The 18,550-nt window shown below is 66.9% G+C and carries 14 protein-coding genes; 6 read left to right on the top strand and 8 right to left on the bottom strand.

The genetic code is table 11. The features are described 5' to 3' along the window. The first annotated feature begins 65 nt into the window (after positions 1-65). From ACGFU7_RS18885 to ACGFU7_RS18905, 5 genes are all read left to right on the top strand, one after another. The gene (locus ACGFU7_RS18885; protein ID WP_393697153.1) at positions 66-1,832 is read left to right on the top strand and encodes an ABC transporter substrate-binding protein; all 1,767 of its coding nucleotides are present in this window, start codon (positions 66-68) and stop codon (positions 1,830-1,832) included. A gap of 105 nt (positions 1,833-1,937) precedes the next feature. Then, positions 1,938-2,918, top strand: coding sequence for an ABC transporter permease (locus tag ACGFU7_RS18890; protein ID WP_393697154.1), 981 nt, complete (start codon positions 1,938-1,940; stop codon positions 2,916-2,918). Between the two features lie 57 nt (positions 2,919-2,975). Continuing rightward, entirely contained in the window at positions 2,976-4,013 is a 1,038-nt protein-coding gene (locus ACGFU7_RS18895) for an ABC transporter ATP-binding protein (protein WP_393697155.1), read from the top strand. A 26-nt stretch (positions 4,014-4,039) separates the two neighbouring features. Then, positions 4,040-5,125, top strand: a complete 1,086-nt coding sequence (locus ACGFU7_RS18900) for an ABC transporter ATP-binding protein (RefSeq protein ID WP_393697156.1) — start codon at positions 4,040-4,042, stop codon at positions 5,123-5,125. A gap of 375 nt (positions 5,126-5,500) precedes the next feature. Next, positions 5,501-6,025, top strand: a complete 525-nt coding sequence (locus ACGFU7_RS18905; RefSeq protein WP_393697157.1) for a hypothetical protein — start codon at positions 5,501-5,503, stop codon at positions 6,023-6,025. Positions 6,026-6,144: 119 nt separating this feature from the next. Here ACGFU7_RS18905 and ACGFU7_RS18910 read toward each other — a convergent pair whose 3' ends face one another. The 8 genes from ACGFU7_RS18910 to ACGFU7_RS18945 all read right to left on the bottom strand — a co-directional run bounded on the left by ACGFU7_RS18910 (position 6,145) and on the right by ACGFU7_RS18945 (position 18,013). Continuing rightward, positions 6,145-7,263 (bottom strand): ABC transporter ATP-binding protein, encoded by a 1,119-nt coding sequence (locus tag ACGFU7_RS18910; protein WP_393697158.1) that lies wholly within the window; start codon positions 7,261-7,263, stop codon positions 6,145-6,147. Beyond that, entirely contained in the window at positions 7,256-8,311 is a 1,056-nt protein-coding gene (locus ACGFU7_RS18915; RefSeq protein WP_393697159.1) for an ABC transporter ATP-binding protein, read from the bottom strand. Before ACGFU7_RS18915 ends, ACGFU7_RS18910 begins: the two co-directional genes overlap by 8 nt. Positions 8,312-8,322: 11 nt before the next feature. Beyond that, the gene (locus tag ACGFU7_RS18920) at positions 8,323-9,264 is read right to left on the bottom strand and encodes an ABC transporter permease (protein ID WP_393697160.1); all 942 of its coding nucleotides are present in this window, start codon (positions 9,262-9,264) and stop codon (positions 8,323-8,325) included. After that, entirely contained in the window at positions 9,257-10,183 is a 927-nt protein-coding gene (locus ACGFU7_RS18925) for an ABC transporter permease (protein WP_393697161.1), read from the bottom strand. Before ACGFU7_RS18925 ends, ACGFU7_RS18920 begins: the two co-directional genes overlap by 8 nt. Before the next feature lie 157 nt (positions 10,184-10,340). Further along, complete coding sequence (locus ACGFU7_RS18930) at positions 10,341-11,966, bottom strand: ABC transporter substrate-binding protein (protein ID WP_393697162.1); 1,626 nt, start codon at positions 11,964-11,966, stop codon at positions 10,341-10,343. 455 nt (positions 11,967-12,421) lie between these two features. Then, positions 12,422-13,012, bottom strand: coding sequence for a hypothetical protein (locus ACGFU7_RS18935; RefSeq protein ID WP_393697163.1), 591 nt, complete (start codon positions 13,010-13,012; stop codon positions 12,422-12,424). A 407-nt stretch (positions 13,013-13,419) separates the two neighbouring features. Then, positions 13,420-15,291: a translational GTPase TypA gene (typA, locus tag ACGFU7_RS18940; protein WP_327126628.1), complete on the bottom strand. Its 1,872-nt coding sequence runs from the start codon at positions 15,289-15,291 to the stop codon at positions 13,420-13,422. A 403-nt stretch (positions 15,292-15,694) separates the two neighbouring features. Beyond that, positions 15,695-18,013 (bottom strand): ABC transporter substrate-binding protein, encoded by a 2,319-nt coding sequence (locus ACGFU7_RS18945; protein ID WP_393697164.1) that lies wholly within the window; start codon positions 18,011-18,013, stop codon positions 15,695-15,697. 283 nt (positions 18,014-18,296) lie between these two features. On the opposite strand from ACGFU7_RS18945, the gene ACGFU7_RS18950 reads away from it, so the two are divergent. Then, complete coding sequence (locus tag ACGFU7_RS18950) at positions 18,297-18,545, top strand: hypothetical protein (RefSeq protein WP_393697165.1); 249 nt, start codon at positions 18,297-18,299, stop codon at positions 18,543-18,545. Positions 18,546-18,550 lie beyond the last annotated feature (5 nt).

The following is an 18,550-nucleotide window of genomic DNA, read 5'->3' on the forward strand; positions in this document are numbered from 1 at the left end:
AGCCCGGCCGCTGTGGTCCGGCCTGTCGTACCTGCTTCGTCCACCGATCCCAAGGACCGATACGCATGTCTTTCTCCCGCAGAAACTTCCTGATCGCCACCGGTGTGGCGGCCGCGAGCTCCACTGTCCTGAGCGCATGCAGCAGCGGTGACGCGGGCGGCGGCAAGGGCACCGACAAGGGCGCCCCGAAGGTCAGCGGCAGCAAGGGGAACGCGATCCTGGTCGGCACCAAGGCCGACTCCGCCGGTCCCGCCCCCGAGGTTCCGGGCGCGGTCAAGGGCGGCACGCTCTACTCGATGGACCAGATCGACTGCGACCACCTGGACCCGGCGCAGATCTGGTCGAGCTACGAGGGCTTCCTCACCCCGCTGTTCATGCGTGGCCTGGTCGGCTACAAGGTCGCGATGGACGGCACCACCACGCTCGTGGGCGACCTCGCCACCGACGCCGGCACGTCGAAGGACGGCGGCAAGACCTGGTCGTTCACCCTGAAGGACGGCGTGAAGTGGGAGGACGGCTCGGACATCTCGATGGACGATGTCCGCCACACCTTCGAGCGGCTCTTCGCCAAGTTCGTGACCTTCGGCCCGCGCTACCCGCAGGAGTGGCTGGCCGGCGGCGACAAGTACAAGGGCCCCTACGAGGGCAAGCACCTCGACTCGATCGAGATCGACGGCAAGACCGTCACCTTCCACCTCGATGAAGCCCACGGCGACTTCAACTTCACGCTGGGCATGCGCGCCTTCTCCCTGGTGCCGAAGAAGAAGGACACCAAGGAGGACTACGACAAGAAGCCGTTCTCCTGCGGCCCGTACAAGATCGACGCCCGCCAGATCGGCAAGTCGATGTCGCTGTCGCGCAACCCCCACTGGGACGCCAAGACGGACCCGATCCGCAACGCGTACCCGGACAAGTTCCAGCTGCAGTTCGGCTTCCAGTCCCTGGCGTCCACGGACCGCTACACCGCGGACCAGGGCAATGACCAGTACACGTTCTCGCTGCTCAACGAGGTCGCGGCCGAGCGTGTCCAGAAGGTGCTCGGCGACCCGGAGCTGAAGAAGCGCGTCCTGACGCACCTGGACACGGCGACCTACTACTACGCGATCAACACCACCCGCATCAAGGACGTCAAGGTCCGTCAGGCGCTCAACTACGCCTGGCCCTCGCAGCAGACCCAGCTGATCCGCGGCGGCGCCTCGTCCTCCGAGATCGCCACCACCGTCATCAGCCCGATGACCCCGGGCCACGTCGACTTCGACCTCTACGGCAAGAAGGCGAAGCCCGCCGGCGACCCGGTCAAGGCCAAGGCGCTGCTGAAGGATGCCGGCAAGGAAGGCCAGAAGATCGTCATCGCCTTCCAGCAGTCCGACAACGCGGTCAAGCAGGCCGTCGTCATCAAGAGCGCGCTCACCAAGGCGGGCTTCGACGTGGTGACGCAGCAGGTCGACAAGACCTCCTTCTACAGCCAGATCGCCCAGATCGACAACCACTTCGACATGTTCGCGGCCGGCTGGTCCGCCGACTGGCCGGGCGGCTACACCGCCCTCCAGCCGACCTTCGACGGCCGCGTGATCGCCAACGGTGCCTCCAACTGGCCGCAGCTGAACGACGCGGGCGTCAACAAGGCCATCGACGCGGCGGCCAAGATCACCGACCCGGAAGAGGCCAACAAGGCCTGGGGCGCCATCGACCGGCAGATCATGGAGCTGGCCGCCGTCGTTCCGGACTACTGGCCGATCCGTAACTGGTTCCACGGTTCCAAGGTCGGCGGCTTCGTCTACGACTCGGGCACCACCGGCATCGCGATCACCAAGCTCTACGCCAAGGCGTGATCCGGTAGGGGGAGGGCGGCCGGACCGGCCGCCCTCCCCCGATCCCGGTCACTCCCCGCTCACTACCCCTCGGCGACGGCGCCCCACCCGGAAAGTCACGACCCCATGCTTCGATTTCTTCTCCGCCGCGTGACCGGCGCTATCGTCATTCTGTTGGTCATCAGCGCCATCACCTTCTATCTCTTCTACTCGATACCCCGTGACCCCGCCCGGATGGCCTGCGGCAAGGTCTGCACACCCGAACTCCTCGCCCAGATCAAGCAGAACCTGGGAATCGCCGACCCGATGCCCGTCCAGTACTGGCACTGGCTGACCGGCATCTTCATGGGCCGTGACTACGGGAACTACGGTCACTGCCCGGCGCCCTGCCTCGGCTACTCGTTCACCAACCGCCAGCCGGTGTTCGGCACGATCATGGACCGTCTGCCGCTGACCCTCTCGCTCTCGGCGGGCGCGGCCTTCTTCTTCGTGATCCTCGGTGTCGGCTCGGGCATGCTCGCCGCGGTCAAGCAGGGCAAGCCGCTCGACAAGATCGCCAGTTCCCTCTCGCTGGTCGGCTCCTCGCTCCAGATCTACTTCGTCGGCTACATCGCGATGTTCCTGCTGGTGCAGCAGATGGGACTGCTCGACCAGCCCTCTTACACACCGCTCACCGAGGACCCGGTGAAGTGGGCATCGGGACTGCTGCTGCCCTGGCTGGTGCTGTCGATCATCTTCACCGCCAACTACACCCGTATGACCCGCTCCCAGCTCGTCGAGCAGCTCAGTGAGGACTACGTCCGCACCGCACGTGCCAAGGGTCTGTCGCGTCGCTCGGTCTTCTTCCGCTTCGCCTGGCGCGGGGCGATGGGGCCGATCGTCACGATCTTCGGCATCGACCTGGGCACGCTGATCGGCGGCGCCATCATCACCGAGGTGACCTTCAGCCTGCAGGGGCTCGGCCAGCTCTCCGTGCGCTCGGTCGACACCAGCGACCTGCCCATGCTGCTCGGGGTCACCATCGTCGCGGCGGGCGCGATCGTCTTCGCCAACATCATCGTGGACGCCGTCTACGGCCTCATCGACCCGCGGATCCGGCTCGCCTGACCCCGCTCCCCCTCCGGCCCACCCCCTTCTCCCGCAACATCCTCCTGGAGCGTCCCCGTGACGAGCACCGATCAGCAGCCCCTCCTCTCCGTCAGGGATCTACACGTTCACTTCTCGACCGAGGACGGCGTCGTCAAGGCCGTCGACGGCCTCTCCTTCGACGTGGAGAAGGGCAGGACGCTCGGCATCGTCGGCGAGTCCGGCTCCGGCAAGTCCGTCACCAACCTGACGATCCTCGGCCTGCACGACCCCGACCACACCGAGATCGACGGCGAGATCCTGCTCGACGGCCAGGATCTGCTCAGCGCCTCGCAGCGGGAGCTGGAGCGGCTGCGCGGCAACAAGATGGCCATGATCTTCCAGGACGCGCTGGCCTCGCTGTCGCCGTACCACACGGTGGGCCGGCAGATCGGTGAGGCGTACCGCAAGCACACCGGGGCTTCCAAGCGGGAGGCACGGGCGCGGGCCGTGGAGATGCTCACCAAGGTGGGCATCCCGCAGCCCGATCTGCGGGTGGACGACTATCCGCACCAGTTCTCCGGCGGTATGCGCCAGCGCGCGATGATCGCCATGTCGCTGGTCTGCAACCCGGAGCTGCTGATCGCGGACGAGCCGACCACCGCGCTGGACGTCACCGTGCAGGCCCAGATCATGGACCTGCTCAAGGACCTCCAGCAGGAGACCGGCACCGCGATCGTCTTCATCACCCACGACCTCGGCGTGATCGCCGACATCGCGGACGACGTGCTGGTGATGTACGGCGGCCGGTGCGTGGAGCGCGGCACCAAGAAGGAGGTGCTGCGGGCGCCCCAGCACCCGTACACCTGGGGTCTGCTGGGGTCCATGCCGAGCCTCGACGGCCCGGTCGACGTACCGCTGTCGCCGATCCCCGGCTCTCCGCCGAGCCTTCTCAACCCGCCGACCGGCTGCCGCTTCCATCCGCGGTGCTCGTTCACCGAGCAGGTCGGCGGCAAGCGCTGTGCGACCGATCAGCCGCTGCTGGAGCTGGTGAACGCCCGCGGGGCCGCCTGCCACCTCACACCGGAGCAGCGCACCGAATTCTTCGCCGACTTCGCCGGTACCCGGCCCAACTGACGTACAAGAGACGGGACTTCCCCACTATGAGCAGCACAGATCCCCTCCTGGACGTCTCCGGACTCACCAAGCACTTCCCGATCAAGGGCGGCTTTCCGATCCGGCGGACGGTCGGCGCGGTCCAGGCCGTCGACGGGCTGGACTTCTCCGTCGGCGAGGGCGAGAGCCTGGGCCTGGTCGGCGAGTCCGGCTGCGGCAAGTCGACGACGGGCCGGCTGATCACCCGGCTCCTGGAGCCGACGGCCGGCCGGATCACCTACCGCGGGCAGGACATCACGCACGCCTCGCGCAAGCAGCTGGCCCCGGTCCGCTCCGAGATCCAGATGATCTTCCAGGACCCGTACGCCTCACTGAACCCGCGGCAGACCGTCGGCAAGATCGTCGCCGGGCCGATGGAGATCAACAACATCAACCCGGCGGGCGGCCGCGAGGCGCGCGTACGGGAGCTGCTGGAGATCGTCGGGCTCAACCCGGAGCACTTCAACCGCTTCCCGCACGAGTTCTCCGGCGGTCAGCGCCAGCGCATCGGGGTGGCCCGCGCGCTCGCTCTGGAGCCGAAGCTGATCGTGGCCGACGAGCCGGTCTCGGCGCTGGACGTGTCGATCCAGGCCCAGGTGGTGAACCTGCTGCAGGAGCTGCGCCAGGAGCTGGGCATCGCGTTCCTCTTCATCGCCCATGACCTGGCCGTGGTGCGCCACTTCTCGCAGCGCGTCGCCGTCATGTACCTCGGCCGGATCGTGGAGATCGCCGACCGGGACGATCTGTACGGCAACCCGCGGCACCCGTACACCAGGGCGCTGCTCTCGGCCGTGCCCGAGGCGACGGCCGACGACGTGCCGGCCCGTGAGCGCATCCTGCTCACCGGCGATGTGCCCTCCCCGGTCAACCCGCCGTCGGGCTGCCGCTTCCGCACCCGTTGCTGGAAGGCGACGGACAAGTGCGCGAGCGAGGCTCCGCCGCTGGTACGGGTCGAGGGCAGCCGGGACGGCCATCTGACGGCCTGCCACTACCCCGAGGACCCCCAGACCGTGTCGTCCGTTCCGCAGGCCCGTAGCTCCTCCCAGGGCCCGAAGCTCGAGAAGACCACCAAAGACCCCAAGACCGAGGCCTGACACCCCTGGCCCCGGCCCCGGGGGCGCCCTCGCCGACACGGACCTGACCGGTCCGTGAACCGCGGAGCTCTCCCGGCCCAAGGAACCGAGCACGTCGGCCCATTGACCCGAGCCACCTGCGAGCCCGGTTCCCGGGTATACGGGAAAGGCGCCCGGAACCGATCGGTTCCGGGCGCTTCCGTATGCCCGCGCGCCGAACGGCCCGATGCTGCCGCCCGGCGCCTCCCCGGGACGAAGTATCGATCATGTCCGCGTCCCGCTACCAAAGCTCAATAATCACTCAAGTCCCTTATTTAACTGGGCACTTGGATGCCAGGATGTGACACGTAACCCACAGGAAGACCACAGATCCGGGGGATCTACGTGAAGCGTGTCATGAGCACCGTTCTCTCCACCGCGCTGCTGGGCGCCGGAGTCGTAGCGGTGTCCGCCGCACCGGCCTCGGCCGGCACCAAGTGCGACGACACGCCGATCTACTCGATCGGCAGCAAGAAGACCGTCTGGCGTGCGACCAACGTGCACAGCGACTGGGCGAAGCCGGGCGTGACCATCAGCTACGCCAAGAACAAGACGGGCACCTGGACGGCCACCGGCACCGCGACCGTGGGCGCCGAAGCGGGCGTCATCTTCGCCAAGGCGTCGACCTCGTTCAGCGTCGCCGTCGGCAAGTCCTGGACGAAGTCCGACACCTGGACCTACTCGGCCAAGGTCGCGAAGAAGAAGGGCAAGACCAGGGGCCGCCTGATGATGTACCACGAGGCCAAGGGCTTCAGTGTCACCAAGTCCCACCTGGTGCCGAAGTTCGGCGGCGGCTGCAAGAAGGTGAAGATCTGGACGAAGTCCAACAACGTCGCCCCGGTCAAGAAGAGCAGCAACCTGTGGGGCATCCAGTACAAGTGACCCGCACAGAAAAGACATTGACGTACCGTCATTGAACGCGGAGGGTGACGGTCCGTAGAGCACGGCAAGAGGCCCGGAACCTCGAAAGGTTCCGGGCCTCTTGTGTCGGACGCTCCGTACTACGAAGCCGTGCCGACGACGTCCTTCTCCTCGGCGAAGTGGCACGCCGACTCGTGCGCGGCCGGGGTCGTCGATGCCTTGAAGCGCTCGGGGACCGCCAGCAGCGGCGTCTCCGTGGCGCACTTGTCCTGGGCCTTCCAGCAGCGCGTACGGAAGCGGCAGCCCGACGGCGGGTTCGCCGGCGACGGGACGTCACCGACGAGGATGATCCGCTCGCGGCCCTCGCGGGCCTCCGGGTCCGGTACCGGGACCGCCGACAGCAGCGCCTGGGTGTAGGGGTGCGTCGGGTGGTCGTAGATCTGCGTGTCCGTACCGATCTCGGCCATCTTGCCCAGGTACATCACACCGACCCGGTCGGAGATGTGCCGGACGATGGACAGGTCGTGCGCGATGAAGAGGTAGGAGAGGTTGAACTCGTCCTGGAGCTTCTCCATCAGGTTGATGACCTGCGCCTGCACCGACACGTCGAGCGCGGAGACCGGCTCGTCGCAGATGATGATCTCCGGGTTGAGCGCGAGGCCGCGGGCGATGCCGATGCGCTGGCGCTGGCCGCCGGAGAACTGGTGCGGATAGCGGTTGATGTACTCCGGGTTGAGCCCGACGACGTCCAGGAGCTCCTGCACCCTGCGGCGCCGCTCGCCCTTCGGGGCCACCTCGGGGTGGATCTCGAAGGTCTCCCCGATGATGTCGCCGACCGTCATGCGCGGGTTCAGCGAGGTGTACGGGTCCTGGAACACCATCTGGATGTTGCGTCGTACGGCCTTCAGCGCGCGGCCGGACAGCTTGGTGATGTCCTGGCCCTTGTAGAAGACCTCGCCGGCGGTGGCCCGCTCCAGCGTCATCAGGAGCTTGGCGACGGTGGACTTGCCACAGCCGGACTCGCCCACGATGCCGAGCGTCTCGCCCTGGTACAGGTCGAACGAGATGCCGTCCACTGCCTTGACCGCGCCGACCTGCTTCTTGAACAGGATGCCCTGGGTCAGCGGGAAGTGCTTGACCAGGTTGCGGACCTGGAGGATCGGCTCGCCCTTGGACACCGGCGCGTCGATGGCGGCGACCGCCTCCGCCTCGGTGTCGTTCGGGGCGGCGTCCACGGAGTCCTTCTTGATGTCAGCCATGGATCGTCTCCTTCCAGAAGTGGCAGGCGCTGCCGCGGCCGACCAGCTCGGTGCCGTCCTGCTCGGTCACCGGGCTGAGCACCGGAATGTCCGTACGGCAGATGTCCTGCGCGACGGTGCAGCGCGGGTTGAAGGCACAGCCCGTCGGGACGTGCAGCAGGTTGGGCGGCAGACCCTTGATCGCGAAGAGCTCCTGGCCCTTCTGGTCCAGACGCGGGATCGACTCCAGCAGTCCCTTGGTGTACGGGTGCGCCGGGCGCTTGTAGATCTCGTGGACCGGGGCGGTCTCGACGATCCGGCCCGCGTACATCACGGCGATCTTGTCCGCGACGTCCGCGACGACACCGAGGTCGTGCGTGATCAGGATCAGACCCATGTTGTACTCGCGCTGGAGCTCCGCGAGCAGGTCCATCACCTGGGCCTGGACGGTCACGTCGAGGGCGGTGGTCGGCTCGTCCGCGATGATCAGGTCCGGTTCCAGCGCCATCGCCATGGCGATCATGATGCGCTGGCGCATACCGCCGGAGAACTGGTGCGGGTAGTCCGAGACCCGGGCCGCGGCGGCCGGGATCTTGACCTGGTCCATCAGCTCGATGGACTTGGCCTTGGCTTCCTTCTTGGACAGGCCCTGGTGGACCCGGAACATCTCGCCGAGCTGGTAGCCGACGGTGAGGACCGGGTTCAGCGAGGAGAGCGCGTCCTGGAAGATCATCGCGATCTTCTGGCCGCGGATCTGCCGGCGCTCCTCGCCGGACATCTTCAGCATGTCCTTGCCGCGGAACAGGATCTCGCCCTGCGGGATCCGCCCGGGCGGCATGTCCAGGATGCCCATCACCGCCTGTGCGGTGACGGACTTGCCGGAGCCGGACTCGCCGAGCACGGCGAGGGTCTCACCGGCGGAGACGGTGTAGTTGACACCGTTCACCGCCTTGGCGACACCGTCGCGAGTATGGAACTCGACGTGCAGGTCGCGGACTTCGAGCAGCGGAGCGCTGCTGTCCTCACCCCGCGGGGAGGGGACGGATGCCGTTTTGTCGATGGTGGTCATTTACGCCCTCCTCAGCGCATCTTGGGGTCGAAGGCGTCACGGACCACGTCACCGAGCATGATGAATGCCAGCACGGTGATGCTGAGCGCGGCGGCGGGGAACATCAGGGCGTGCGGAGAGGTGAGGAACCGGTCCTGCGCGTCGCTGATCATCAGGCCCCAGGAGATGTTCGGGGACTGAATACCGATACCGAGGTACGAGAGTGCCGCCTCGGAAGCGACATAGACACCGAGGTTCATCGTGGAGATGACGATGATCGGGGCGAGCGTGTTCGGCAGGATGTGCCGGAACGCGATCCGGTTGGTGCTCGCGCCGAGCGCACGCGCCGCCATCACGTAGTCGTTGTACTTGTTGGAGATGACCTCGCCGCGCATGATGCGGAAGACCTGCGGCCAGCCGAGCACCGCCATGATCGCCGAGACCGACCAGACGTCGCCGCCGCCCACGATGGACATGATCAGCAGCGCGCCGATGATGAGCGGCAGCGCGAAGAAGATCTCGGTCACTCGCGAGAGGATCACGTCGAGCCAGCCGCCGCGCAGACCGGCGATCATCCCGAGCAGTGCGCCGACCAGCGTCGTCAGGATGGTGGTGACCACACCGACGATGATCGAGTTCCGGGTGCCCCAGACCGTACGCGTGTAGATGTCGCAGCCCTGGAGGTCGTATCCGAAGAGGTGACCGTTGCCGGGCTTGGTCATCGAGTTCTGCAGCTGGCAGAAACCGTCGCTGAACGGGGAGCGCGAGGTGAACAGCCCGGGGGCTATCGCGAGTGCGAGCAGTGCCAGGATGATCAGCGAACAGAAGATGAACATCGGCCGCTTGCGCAGGTCGATCCAGCCGTCCTTGAGCAGACTGGCCTGGCGGGCCGCGGCCTTTTCCTCGGCTGCGGCAGCCTTCTCCGAGACGGCGTCCTCGGCCGCGACGGACTTTTCGATGGTCTTCTCACTCATAGCGGATCCTCGGGTCGAGCACGGCGTAGAGAAGGTCTACGACGAGGTTGGCCACCAGGTAGATCAGGACGAGCAGGGTGACCAGACCGACCACCACGGGACGCTCGCGCAGATAGACGGACTGGGCCAGCTGCCCGCCGATGCCGGGCAGGTTGAACACCCGCTCGGTGATGATCGCGCCGCCCATCAGCGCACCGAGGTCCATGCCCAGGAACGTGACCACGGGGATCAGCGAGTTGCGCAGGGTGTGCACCCCGATGACCCGGCGACGGGGCAGACCCTTGGCGATTGCCGTACGGACGTAGTCGGCACGGATCGACTCCATCATGCTGGCGCGGGTCAGCCGGGCGATGTACGCCATCGACGTCGAGGCCAGCACGAAGGCCGGGAGGATGTAGCTCTGGGGCCAGCCCTGGTCGATACCGGCGACCGGAGTGAGCTTCCAGTTGACGCCGAATTCGAGCTGCAGCACGTTACCGAGCACGAACACCGGTATCGAGATGAGCACCAGCGTGCTGATCAGCACGATGTTGTCGACGAACTTGCCCTTTTTCAGCGCCGCGAAGACGCCGGCCAGGATGCCGATGACCGCTTCGATGACGAACGCGGTCAGCGAGAGCTTCAGGGTCACCGGGAACCGCTGGGACACGATCTCCGAGATCGGCCGACCGGTGTACGTCGTACCGAGGTCGCCGGTGAAGAGACCGGAGATGTAGTGCCAGTACTGCATGACCAGAGGGTCATTGAGGTGGTACTGCTCGCGCAGCATCGCCGCGATGTTGGGGTCGGCGCGCTTCTCGCCCGCCAGTGCCTGGATCGGATCGCCGTTGAGGGCGAAGACCAGACAGAAGATGAGGAACGTGACGCCTATCAGTACAGGGATCGCCTGCAAGATACGGCGCACGACGAATCGGCCCATCGGTTCTCCAGAGGGGTGCTGACTCGTCCGGTGCCGGGATCATGGGTGGCAGAACGGACGGCGGACGGCAGGAAGGGTGGACAGGGGGATTCCTGTGCTGGACTCCCCCTGCCCACCCTCAGCCCGCTACTTCAAGGGGCTGGATCGCACTACTCGCTCAGCTGAGCTTGACGGTGTCCCAGAGGACGTCGCCACCGGCGATCTTCATGCTCTTGATCTTGCTGCTGTAGCCAGCGTTGAGCTTGTAGAAGTACACCGGGATGTACGGCATCTCGTCCAGCAGGACGTCGTCCGCTTCCTGGTACTTCTTGATGGCCGATTCCGGCGTCGTCGCCTGATCGCCGTCCTTGAGAAGCTGCTCGAACTTCTCGTTGGTGTAGCCGGCGTAGTTGGAGCCGTTCTCGATCGCGTCCTTGGAGAAGATCGGACGGAGGTAGTTCTCCATGTTCGGGTAGTCCATGTTCCAGCCCATACGGAAGGCGCCGCTGTACTTCTTGGCGTCCAGGTCGTTCAGGATGGTCTGGAACTGCTCGAACGGCTTGGCCGTGACCTTGATGCCCAGGTTCTGCTGGATCTGGTTGGCGACAGCCTCGATCCAGCCCTTGTGGTCACCGTCGGCGTTGTAGCCGATCTCCAGGGTGTCGTTCGGCAGGCCGCCGCTCTTCTTGTAGAGCTCCTTGGCCTTGGCCGGGTTGAGCGTGCAGGCGTCGCCGCACGCGCCCTGGCGGTAGCCCTCGATGATCGGGCTGATGAAGTCGTCGGCCGGCATGCGCGAACCGAGGAAGATCTTCTCGGCGATCGTCTTCCGGTCGATGGCCATGGAGAGGGCCTTGCGGAGGTCCTTGTTCTGGAACTCCTTGTTGTACTTCAGCGGGAAGCCGATGTAACCGACGCCGGAGTCCGACTCGTCGATCGTGCGACCCGGAAGGTCCTTCTTGTACGTGGCCAGACCCGAGGTCGGGATGGTGTCCTGGATGTCCAGGTTGCCCGCGACCAGGTCCTTGTAGGACGTGTCGGCGTTCGAGTAGATCTTGAAGTCGATGCCCTTGACCTCGAACTTCGAGGCGTCCGGGTACTTGTCGTACTTGACGACGCTGATCTTCTCGTTGTGCTGGAACTTGCCCGACATCTTGTACGGACCGTTGCCGATCGGCGCCTCGCCGAAGGCCTTCGGGTCGTCGAAGAAGACCTTGGGCAGCGGCATGAAGGCCGAGAAGGAGAGCTGCGAGGTGAACGCGGAGAACGGCGCGTCCAGCGTCACCTGCAGGGTGGTTGCGTCGACGGCCTTGAGGCCGGACATCTCCTTCTTGGTGACCTTCTTCTTCGGGCCCGGGTTCAGGTCGCGGTAGCCCTCGATGTGCGAGAAGAGCGGGTTCGTCTGCTGCGCGTTGTCCTGGTTGGCTGCGTAGTTCCACGCGTCCACGAAGGACTGGGCCGTGACGGCCTCACCGTTGTGGAAGGTGTAGCCGCTCTTGAGCTTGAACGTCCAGACCTTCGAGTCCTTGGTGGTGATGGACTGCGCGAGGTCGTTGACGACCTCGTTCTTCTCGTTCAGCTGGGTGAGACCGGTGAAGAGGGCCTTGACGACCTCTCCGCCCTCGGTCTCGTAGGTGTTCGACGGGATGAGCGTGTTCTGCGGCTCACCTATCTCCATGGAGATGACGCCGTTGCCCTTGCCCTTGCCCGAGCTGTTGCCATCACTTCCACCGCCACCACAGGCAGTCGCGGCCAGGGCGACAACGGTCGCCCCCACGACCCACTTCGCACTCTTGGCACCGCGCATGGGTTCCTCCTCATGAGTCCACTGATCTACAAGAAGGGCCTTGGGCATTCGCCGACACCCCTGACGGCAATGACACCCAAGTGCCCCGAGTGTGCTCGTGAGTCGGCACTCCCCACAGTGCATGACCCATTGACCCGAGCTCAACGAGCCAACTATCAAGTACAACCCAGGCCGTAAACCACACTTAAAGGGTCTCGTTTTGACAACATCAATCGCACGCGTAGACCCGAAATGCGGACAAAGTGATCCCAGACAGACACCCCCGAAACGGACCGTTAATACATGTTCCGGAGAGCGACGCCCGATAACCGGACGTCTGGCCCACAAAAACGGGTTGTGCGCCGGCGGGCGATGCGTCCGGGCTCGCTTCACCGGCCACGAAGACACACAAGCGCCCCGCCGGCGCCGTGTGGGCGGATCAGCGGGGCGCATACGCAACCGGCCTGTCTGTCAGGTCAGCAGTACTTCTTCTGCACCAGGTTGGCGATGCTCTTCTTGCTGACCTTCTCGCCGCAGCGGGTGGCCCCTTCGACCAGTGCGCCGTACGTCTTCGCCGTGCCGTGCGCCTGCTTGATCCACTTGGTGCCCCGGTCGCACCGGTACCCCTGCCAGTACCCCGACGCCTGGAGCCTACCCGCGTAGAACCAGTACCGGCCCTTCTTGGTGAGCTCGTCCGTCACAGTGATGCTCTTGGTCGTGGTGTGCCCCTTGGAGTGCGTATAGCTGCCCTCCACATTCGCGTCGAGGCTCGCCAGCACCTTGCCCACCGAGAAGCCCGCGGACGCCCCGCCGGTGACGGCCCAGGTGGCGGACAGCGTCTTCTCGTGGGTAACGGTCCGGCTGTACGTCTTCTTGCCGCCCGAGTACTCCTTCTCCAGCCCCTTCGGATCGTGCGTGAGCACGCGGCTGTGGCTCGCCGTGACCCAGCTGACCGAGCGGCTGCCCGGATCGCAGATGATCGGCGCGGCGCTTGCCGTGGTTACCGGCACGGCGACCAGAGCCGAGGCGACAAGTGCGGTCCCGGCAACCGCCGAAGCGATACGCATCTTCAAGATTCCCCATTTCGTTCTGCGCAGACGGCACGGCGAACACCACCGCCCCCTGCGCCCGAATTCATTGCTTCCGCGAATCAACAATCATTCGCATTGCAACCCCAACCCCACCGTTCGGTGCGACAGGTGCAAGCATGACGCTCAACAGCACGACAGCGCCAGCGATTTGAGGAATGTTTGAGCCATCCGTACCGAACAGGAACACTGCCATCGCAAATGTGACAGCGGACAGACGTTCGCAACAGCACACACATGTCCGTCCGTACGGCATGAACCGCCACTTTCGGGTGGAGCCTCACCACAAAGGCCCGGCCTCCCGCACGGTGTGCGGGAGGCCGGGCCTCAAGTCCGACGCGTCCTGCGTCCGCTCCGGCGAACCGGACCGGGCGCAGGCGCTCGGTTCAGCGCTTGGCGCGCGACGCGGAGCGGCCGCGCTCCTTCTGGTCCAGGACGACCTTGCGGATACGGACCGTCTCCGGGGTCACCTCGATGCACTCGTCGTCGCGGCAGAACTCCAGCGACTGCTCGAGCGACAGCTTGCGGGCGGGCACCACGTTCTCCGTGGTGTCCGCGGAAGCCGCACGCATGTTGGTGAGCTTCTTCTCCTTGGTGATGTTCACGTCCATGTCGTCGGCGCGCGAGTTCTCGCCGATGATCATGCCCTCGTAGACCTCGGTGGTGGCCTCCGTGAAGATGACACCGCGCTCCTGGAGGTTGACCATGGCGAACGGCGTCACGACGCCCGCACGGTCCGCCACCAGCGAGCCGTTATGACGCGTGCGCAGCTCGCCGAACCACGGCTCGTGGCCCTCGAAGAGGGAGTGCGCGATGCCCGTGCCGCGGGTCTGGGTCAGGAACTCCGTACGGAAGCCGATCAGGCCGCGGGACGGGACGATCCACTCCATGCGGACCCAGCCCGAACCGTGGTTCGTCATCGTCTCCATGCGGCCCTTGCGGGTCGCCATCAGCTGCGTGATCGCACCGAGGTGCTCCTCGGGGGAGTCGATCGTCATGCGCTCGATCGGCTCGTGCGTCTTGCCGTCGACCTGCTTGGTGACCACCTGCGGCTTGCCGACGGTGAGCTCGAAGCCCTCGCGGCGCATGGTCTCGATGAGAATGGCCAGGGCGAGCTCACCACGGCCCTGGACCTCCCAGGCGTCGGGGCGCTCGGTCTCCAGGACACGGAGCGAGACGTTACCGACCAGCTCCCGGTCCAGACGGTCCTTGATCTGCCGGGCAGTGACCTTGTGGCCCTTGCCGCCCTTGCCGACCAGCGGCGAGGTGTTCGCACCGATGGTCATCGAGATGGCCGGCTCGTCGACCGTGATCAGCGGCAGCGCGATCGGGTTCTCCGGGTCGGCCAGCGTCTCGCCGATCATGATGTCCGGGATACCGGCGATCGCGCAGATGTCGCCCGGACCGGCCTTCTCGGCGGGCTTACGGGTGAGCGCCTCGGTCATCAGGAGCTCTGTAATGCGGACATTGGACATCGAGCCGTCGCGCTTGATCCACGCGACGGTCTGGCCCTTGCGCAGCTCGCCCTGCTCGACACGGCACAGCGCAATACGGCCGAGGAAGTTGTCGGCGTCCAGGTTGGTGACGTGGGCCTGGAGGGGCGCGTCGTCGTCGTACTCCGGGGCCGGGACCGCGGAGAGGATCGTGCTGAAGAACGGCTCCAGGCTGTCGCTGTCCGGAGGGACGGTACCGTCCTCCGGCTTGGTCAGCGAGGCGACGCCGTCACGGGCACAGGCGTAGACGATCGGGAACTCGATCTGGTCCTCGTCGGCGTCCAGGTCCAGGAAGAGGTCGTACGTCTCGTCGATGACCTCGGCGATCCGGGAGTCCGGACGGTCCGTCTTGTTGATGCAGAGGATGACCGGCAGCTTAGCCGTCAGCGCCTTGCGGAGCACGAAGCGGGTCTGCGGGAGCGGGCCCTCCGACGCGTCGACCAGCAGGACGACCGCGTCCACCATCGACAGGCCGCGCTCGACCTCGCCACCGAAGTCGGCGTGGCCGGGGGTGTCGATGATGTTGATGGTGATGACGTCGCCGCCATCCTTCGGGTGGTACTTCACCGCCGTGTTCTTGGCGAGGATCGTGATGCCCTTCTCACGCTCCAGGTCGTTCGAGTCCATCATGCGGTCGTCGAGGTGCTCGGCGGCGTGCGCGGCGAAGGCGCCGGCCTGCTTGAGCATGGCGTCGACCAGCGTGGTCTTGCCGTGGTCGACGTGGGCGACGATGGCTACGTTACGGATGTCGTGGCGCGTGGGCATGGGTGGCTTGCGCTTCTCTCGGATCGTGGGATCAGGCGTCTCAGTCGGTCTCGGGTCCTCGTACGCCCGCCGGGCGGACGCGCCACGGCTACCCCCCATGGTACGGGGCTGGCGCGTCCCGGGCTTCCCGGGCCGATTCGCGAGACCGGTCTTAAGCCACTCTTCAACCGATATTCGGCCGGTATTACCTCAGTATCGGGACTGTGCCAGGTGGGTGTGCATGGCGGGAAGAGGGGAATGCGGAGGGATCCGTGGGGGGATCCGTGGGGGCTCCGCAAGGTCCCGTGGGGGGCGTGTGGGGGCAAGCATCTCGGGTCCGGACAGGACACGACCTTGCCCGCCGGGGACCCCGGCGGGCAAGGGACTTGAGCCAGTTCTGAGCTTCCGGCGCCGTTCTGACCTGCTACTTCTTCTTCTTTGCCGGAGCTCCGGCGGACTGCGGCTTCTTGAAACCGATGTCCTGGTAGTGGGGCACGCCGAAGCCGAAGGCGCCGACGTTCACCAGTTTCCTGTCGGTCGCCACGAGCTGCGGACGCTGATAGAGCGGAATCGATCCCGCGGCGGCCCAGATCCGGGCGTCCGCCTGTTTCATCAAGTCCCGGGCGGTCCCCTCGTCGAGCTCCGAGACCGCCTGCTCGAAGAGCTGGTCGATGTGGTCCGTACCGACGCGGGTGTAGTTCTGCTCGACCAGCAGGGAGCCGTCGGTGGCCGGCACCGGCTTGGCGAAGATCGGGCGGTCGTCGGTCGCCGGGTAGGCGGTGGCGGGCCAGGAGTACAGCGCCAGGTCGTAGTCGCCGGAAGCGATGTGGTCCTGGAAGTAGCTGTCGTCGGAGACCTTGGTGATGGACGTACGGATGCCGATCGAATCGAGCATCGCCGAGATCTTGTCCCCGACGGCACGCAGCGGCTCCGACCCGGGACCGGCCGGCAGGACGAAGCGCAGGGTCAGCGCCTTGCCGTCCTTGCCGAGCGGGCCGCGGCGCGCGTCGGGGGCCTGGGCGGGGGCCGCGGTGCCCGCGGGGGCGTATGCACCGGTGGCGCCGTCCGGCCGCTGGTCCTGGGCGGCGGCCTCGGAGCGGACGTCCTCGGAGGTGCCGGTCGCGGCCAGGTATCCGGCCTGGCGCAGCAGAGCGGCGCTGTGGAACGCGGCGGTGGGGGCGGGGGCGAGGACCTGGGGGGCGTTGCCGGCTCGGTCGCCTTCGCCGGGCTTGTTGTCGTCGGTCTTGCTGCCGGTCTTGCCGGGCTTCTCGGACGGGGCCGTCTTGTCGTCCTTCCCGGCGGTGGTGTCCTTGTCCTTCGCACCCTTCTTCCCGGCCTCGCTGCCCGCCTTGGCGCCGCCCGGCTTCTTGACCGCGCCCTCCCGCGTCCAGCCCGCGTCGGCCAGCAGCGCCTGGGCCTCGTCGGTGTCCTGGCCGCCGAGTGCGCCGCTGTTGTCCTTGTACGCCGGCTGTCCGGCCAGGGCCAGGTGGCTGCCGAGCGGTGTGGCGGGCAGGCCGAGCGGTTTGAGTACGGTGTCGACGAGCTCCTGGCGGTTCAGGGCCCGGGCGACAGCCCTGCGTACCCGCTCGTCGGCGAGCGGCCCGGACTCGCCGTTCAGCGCGAGCTGGGTGTAGGCGGGCTCCAGCGACTTGCGGACCGCATACGCGCGCAGCTTGCCCTGTTCGGTGGCGTACGCCTCGGCGGCTGCCCGGTTCTTCTCCCTGACAGCCTGTGCGGCCGCCGCCGCCTTCTCGTCCGAGCCGTGTGCCTCGGCCCAGGAGCGCAGTGCGGCGGCCGGGCCGGTCCCGGAGCCGGGGCCTTGGGCGAGCGGCTGTCCGTTCCCGCCGCTGTCGCGGGCCGCCTGCACGATCCGGTGCGCGGCCGCGGCGTCGATGTCGGCGACGTCGACCTTCCCCTCGGTCAGGGCCTCGGTGCGGTCCTGCGGCTTGACGGCCCGGAAGACCAGCGAGTCGAGCTTGGCCCGGCTGCCCCACCAGCGCGGATTGCGGACCAGGGTGACCTCGCCCTTCGCCGTGTCCACGCTGCCCAGCCGAAACGGTCCCGCAGTGGCCTTGAGGGTGGTCCGCGCGCCGTCGTTGAAGGCGTCGGGGGAGCCGGTCACCTCCTTGGGGTACAGCGGGGAGAAGAGCGAGCGCCAGTCCGCGTACGGCTTGGCGAAGGTGACCCGGACCTCCTGGTCGTCGGCGCCGCGCTCGATCTTCTCGATCCGCTCGTAGCCGGCGTTGCGGGCGGTCCAGTACGCCGAGTCCTTGCCGCTCAGCGCCCGCCACTGGGCCACGAAGTCGGGCGCCCCGATGTCCCGGCCGTCGCTCCACACCGCCTGCGGGTTGATCCGGTAGAGCACCACCTGCCTGGGTTCGCGCTCGACCACCTTCGCGGACTCCAGATAGTCCCGGTCGATCTGCGGCCTGCCCTTGGCGTCCAGCGGGAAGAGCGTCGGCAGCAGGGCGCCCGTGATGCGGGTGGTGGAGCTGTTCGCGTCGGCCTGGAAGGCGTTGAGGGTGGCGGGCAGGGCGTCGATCGCCCAGTTGACCGTGCCCCCCGCGGCGACCAGGTTCCGGGCCGCGACCGCGATGTCCTGGGGAACGACGGCCGCGGCCGGGCCGCCGCTGTCGTCGGAGCTGCAGCCGGCCAGTACGGGGAGCGTCAGCACACCCGTCGTGAGGAGCGCGAGTGAGCGGCGCTTTCGGGCCGTCCCCCGCGGGACGCCGACGTGGGACATGGCTGATACCTCCGGGGCCGGCCCTGCCCACCCGCACGCGGATGGGCAGGATTATGCGTGTTTGGTGGCATATGCAGTTGATCACACTGGTTCCGTCCGTCCACTGAAGGCGCACCCGCGCGAGAGGCGGCGCAGACACGGCGTCACCGGCCCCGAACCTCACCCGCGCGGCGGAACCCCGCGAGACCGGGAGGGCCCGCACTCTTCACAACCGGGGTGTGACGCGCGACACTCTCAGGCGCATGAGCATGACCACCCGCGACCGCGGAAGTGAGAGCAAGTCATGTCACTGCACGAAGAATTGACGGCGATTCAGCACTGCCTCGACGACCTGGTCCGCACCGTCGGCCGGCTGGAGCGGAGCCTTGCGCGGCTGCGCGGGGCGGAAGCCGGGCCTGCGCCGCTCGAAGCCGCCGGTCGCACCGAACCCGTCGACGGCGTCATCACGATCAGCGAAGCGCCGTACGACGCCACCCTGTGGACGGACTCGGACGACGAAGGTCTGGGCGTCCGGGGCCGGCACGCCCCCTAGGAGAG

The organism is Streptomyces sp. NPDC048473, assembly GCF_043200155.1.
GTDB lineage: Bacteria > Actinomycetota > Actinomycetes > Streptomycetales > Streptomycetaceae > Streptomyces.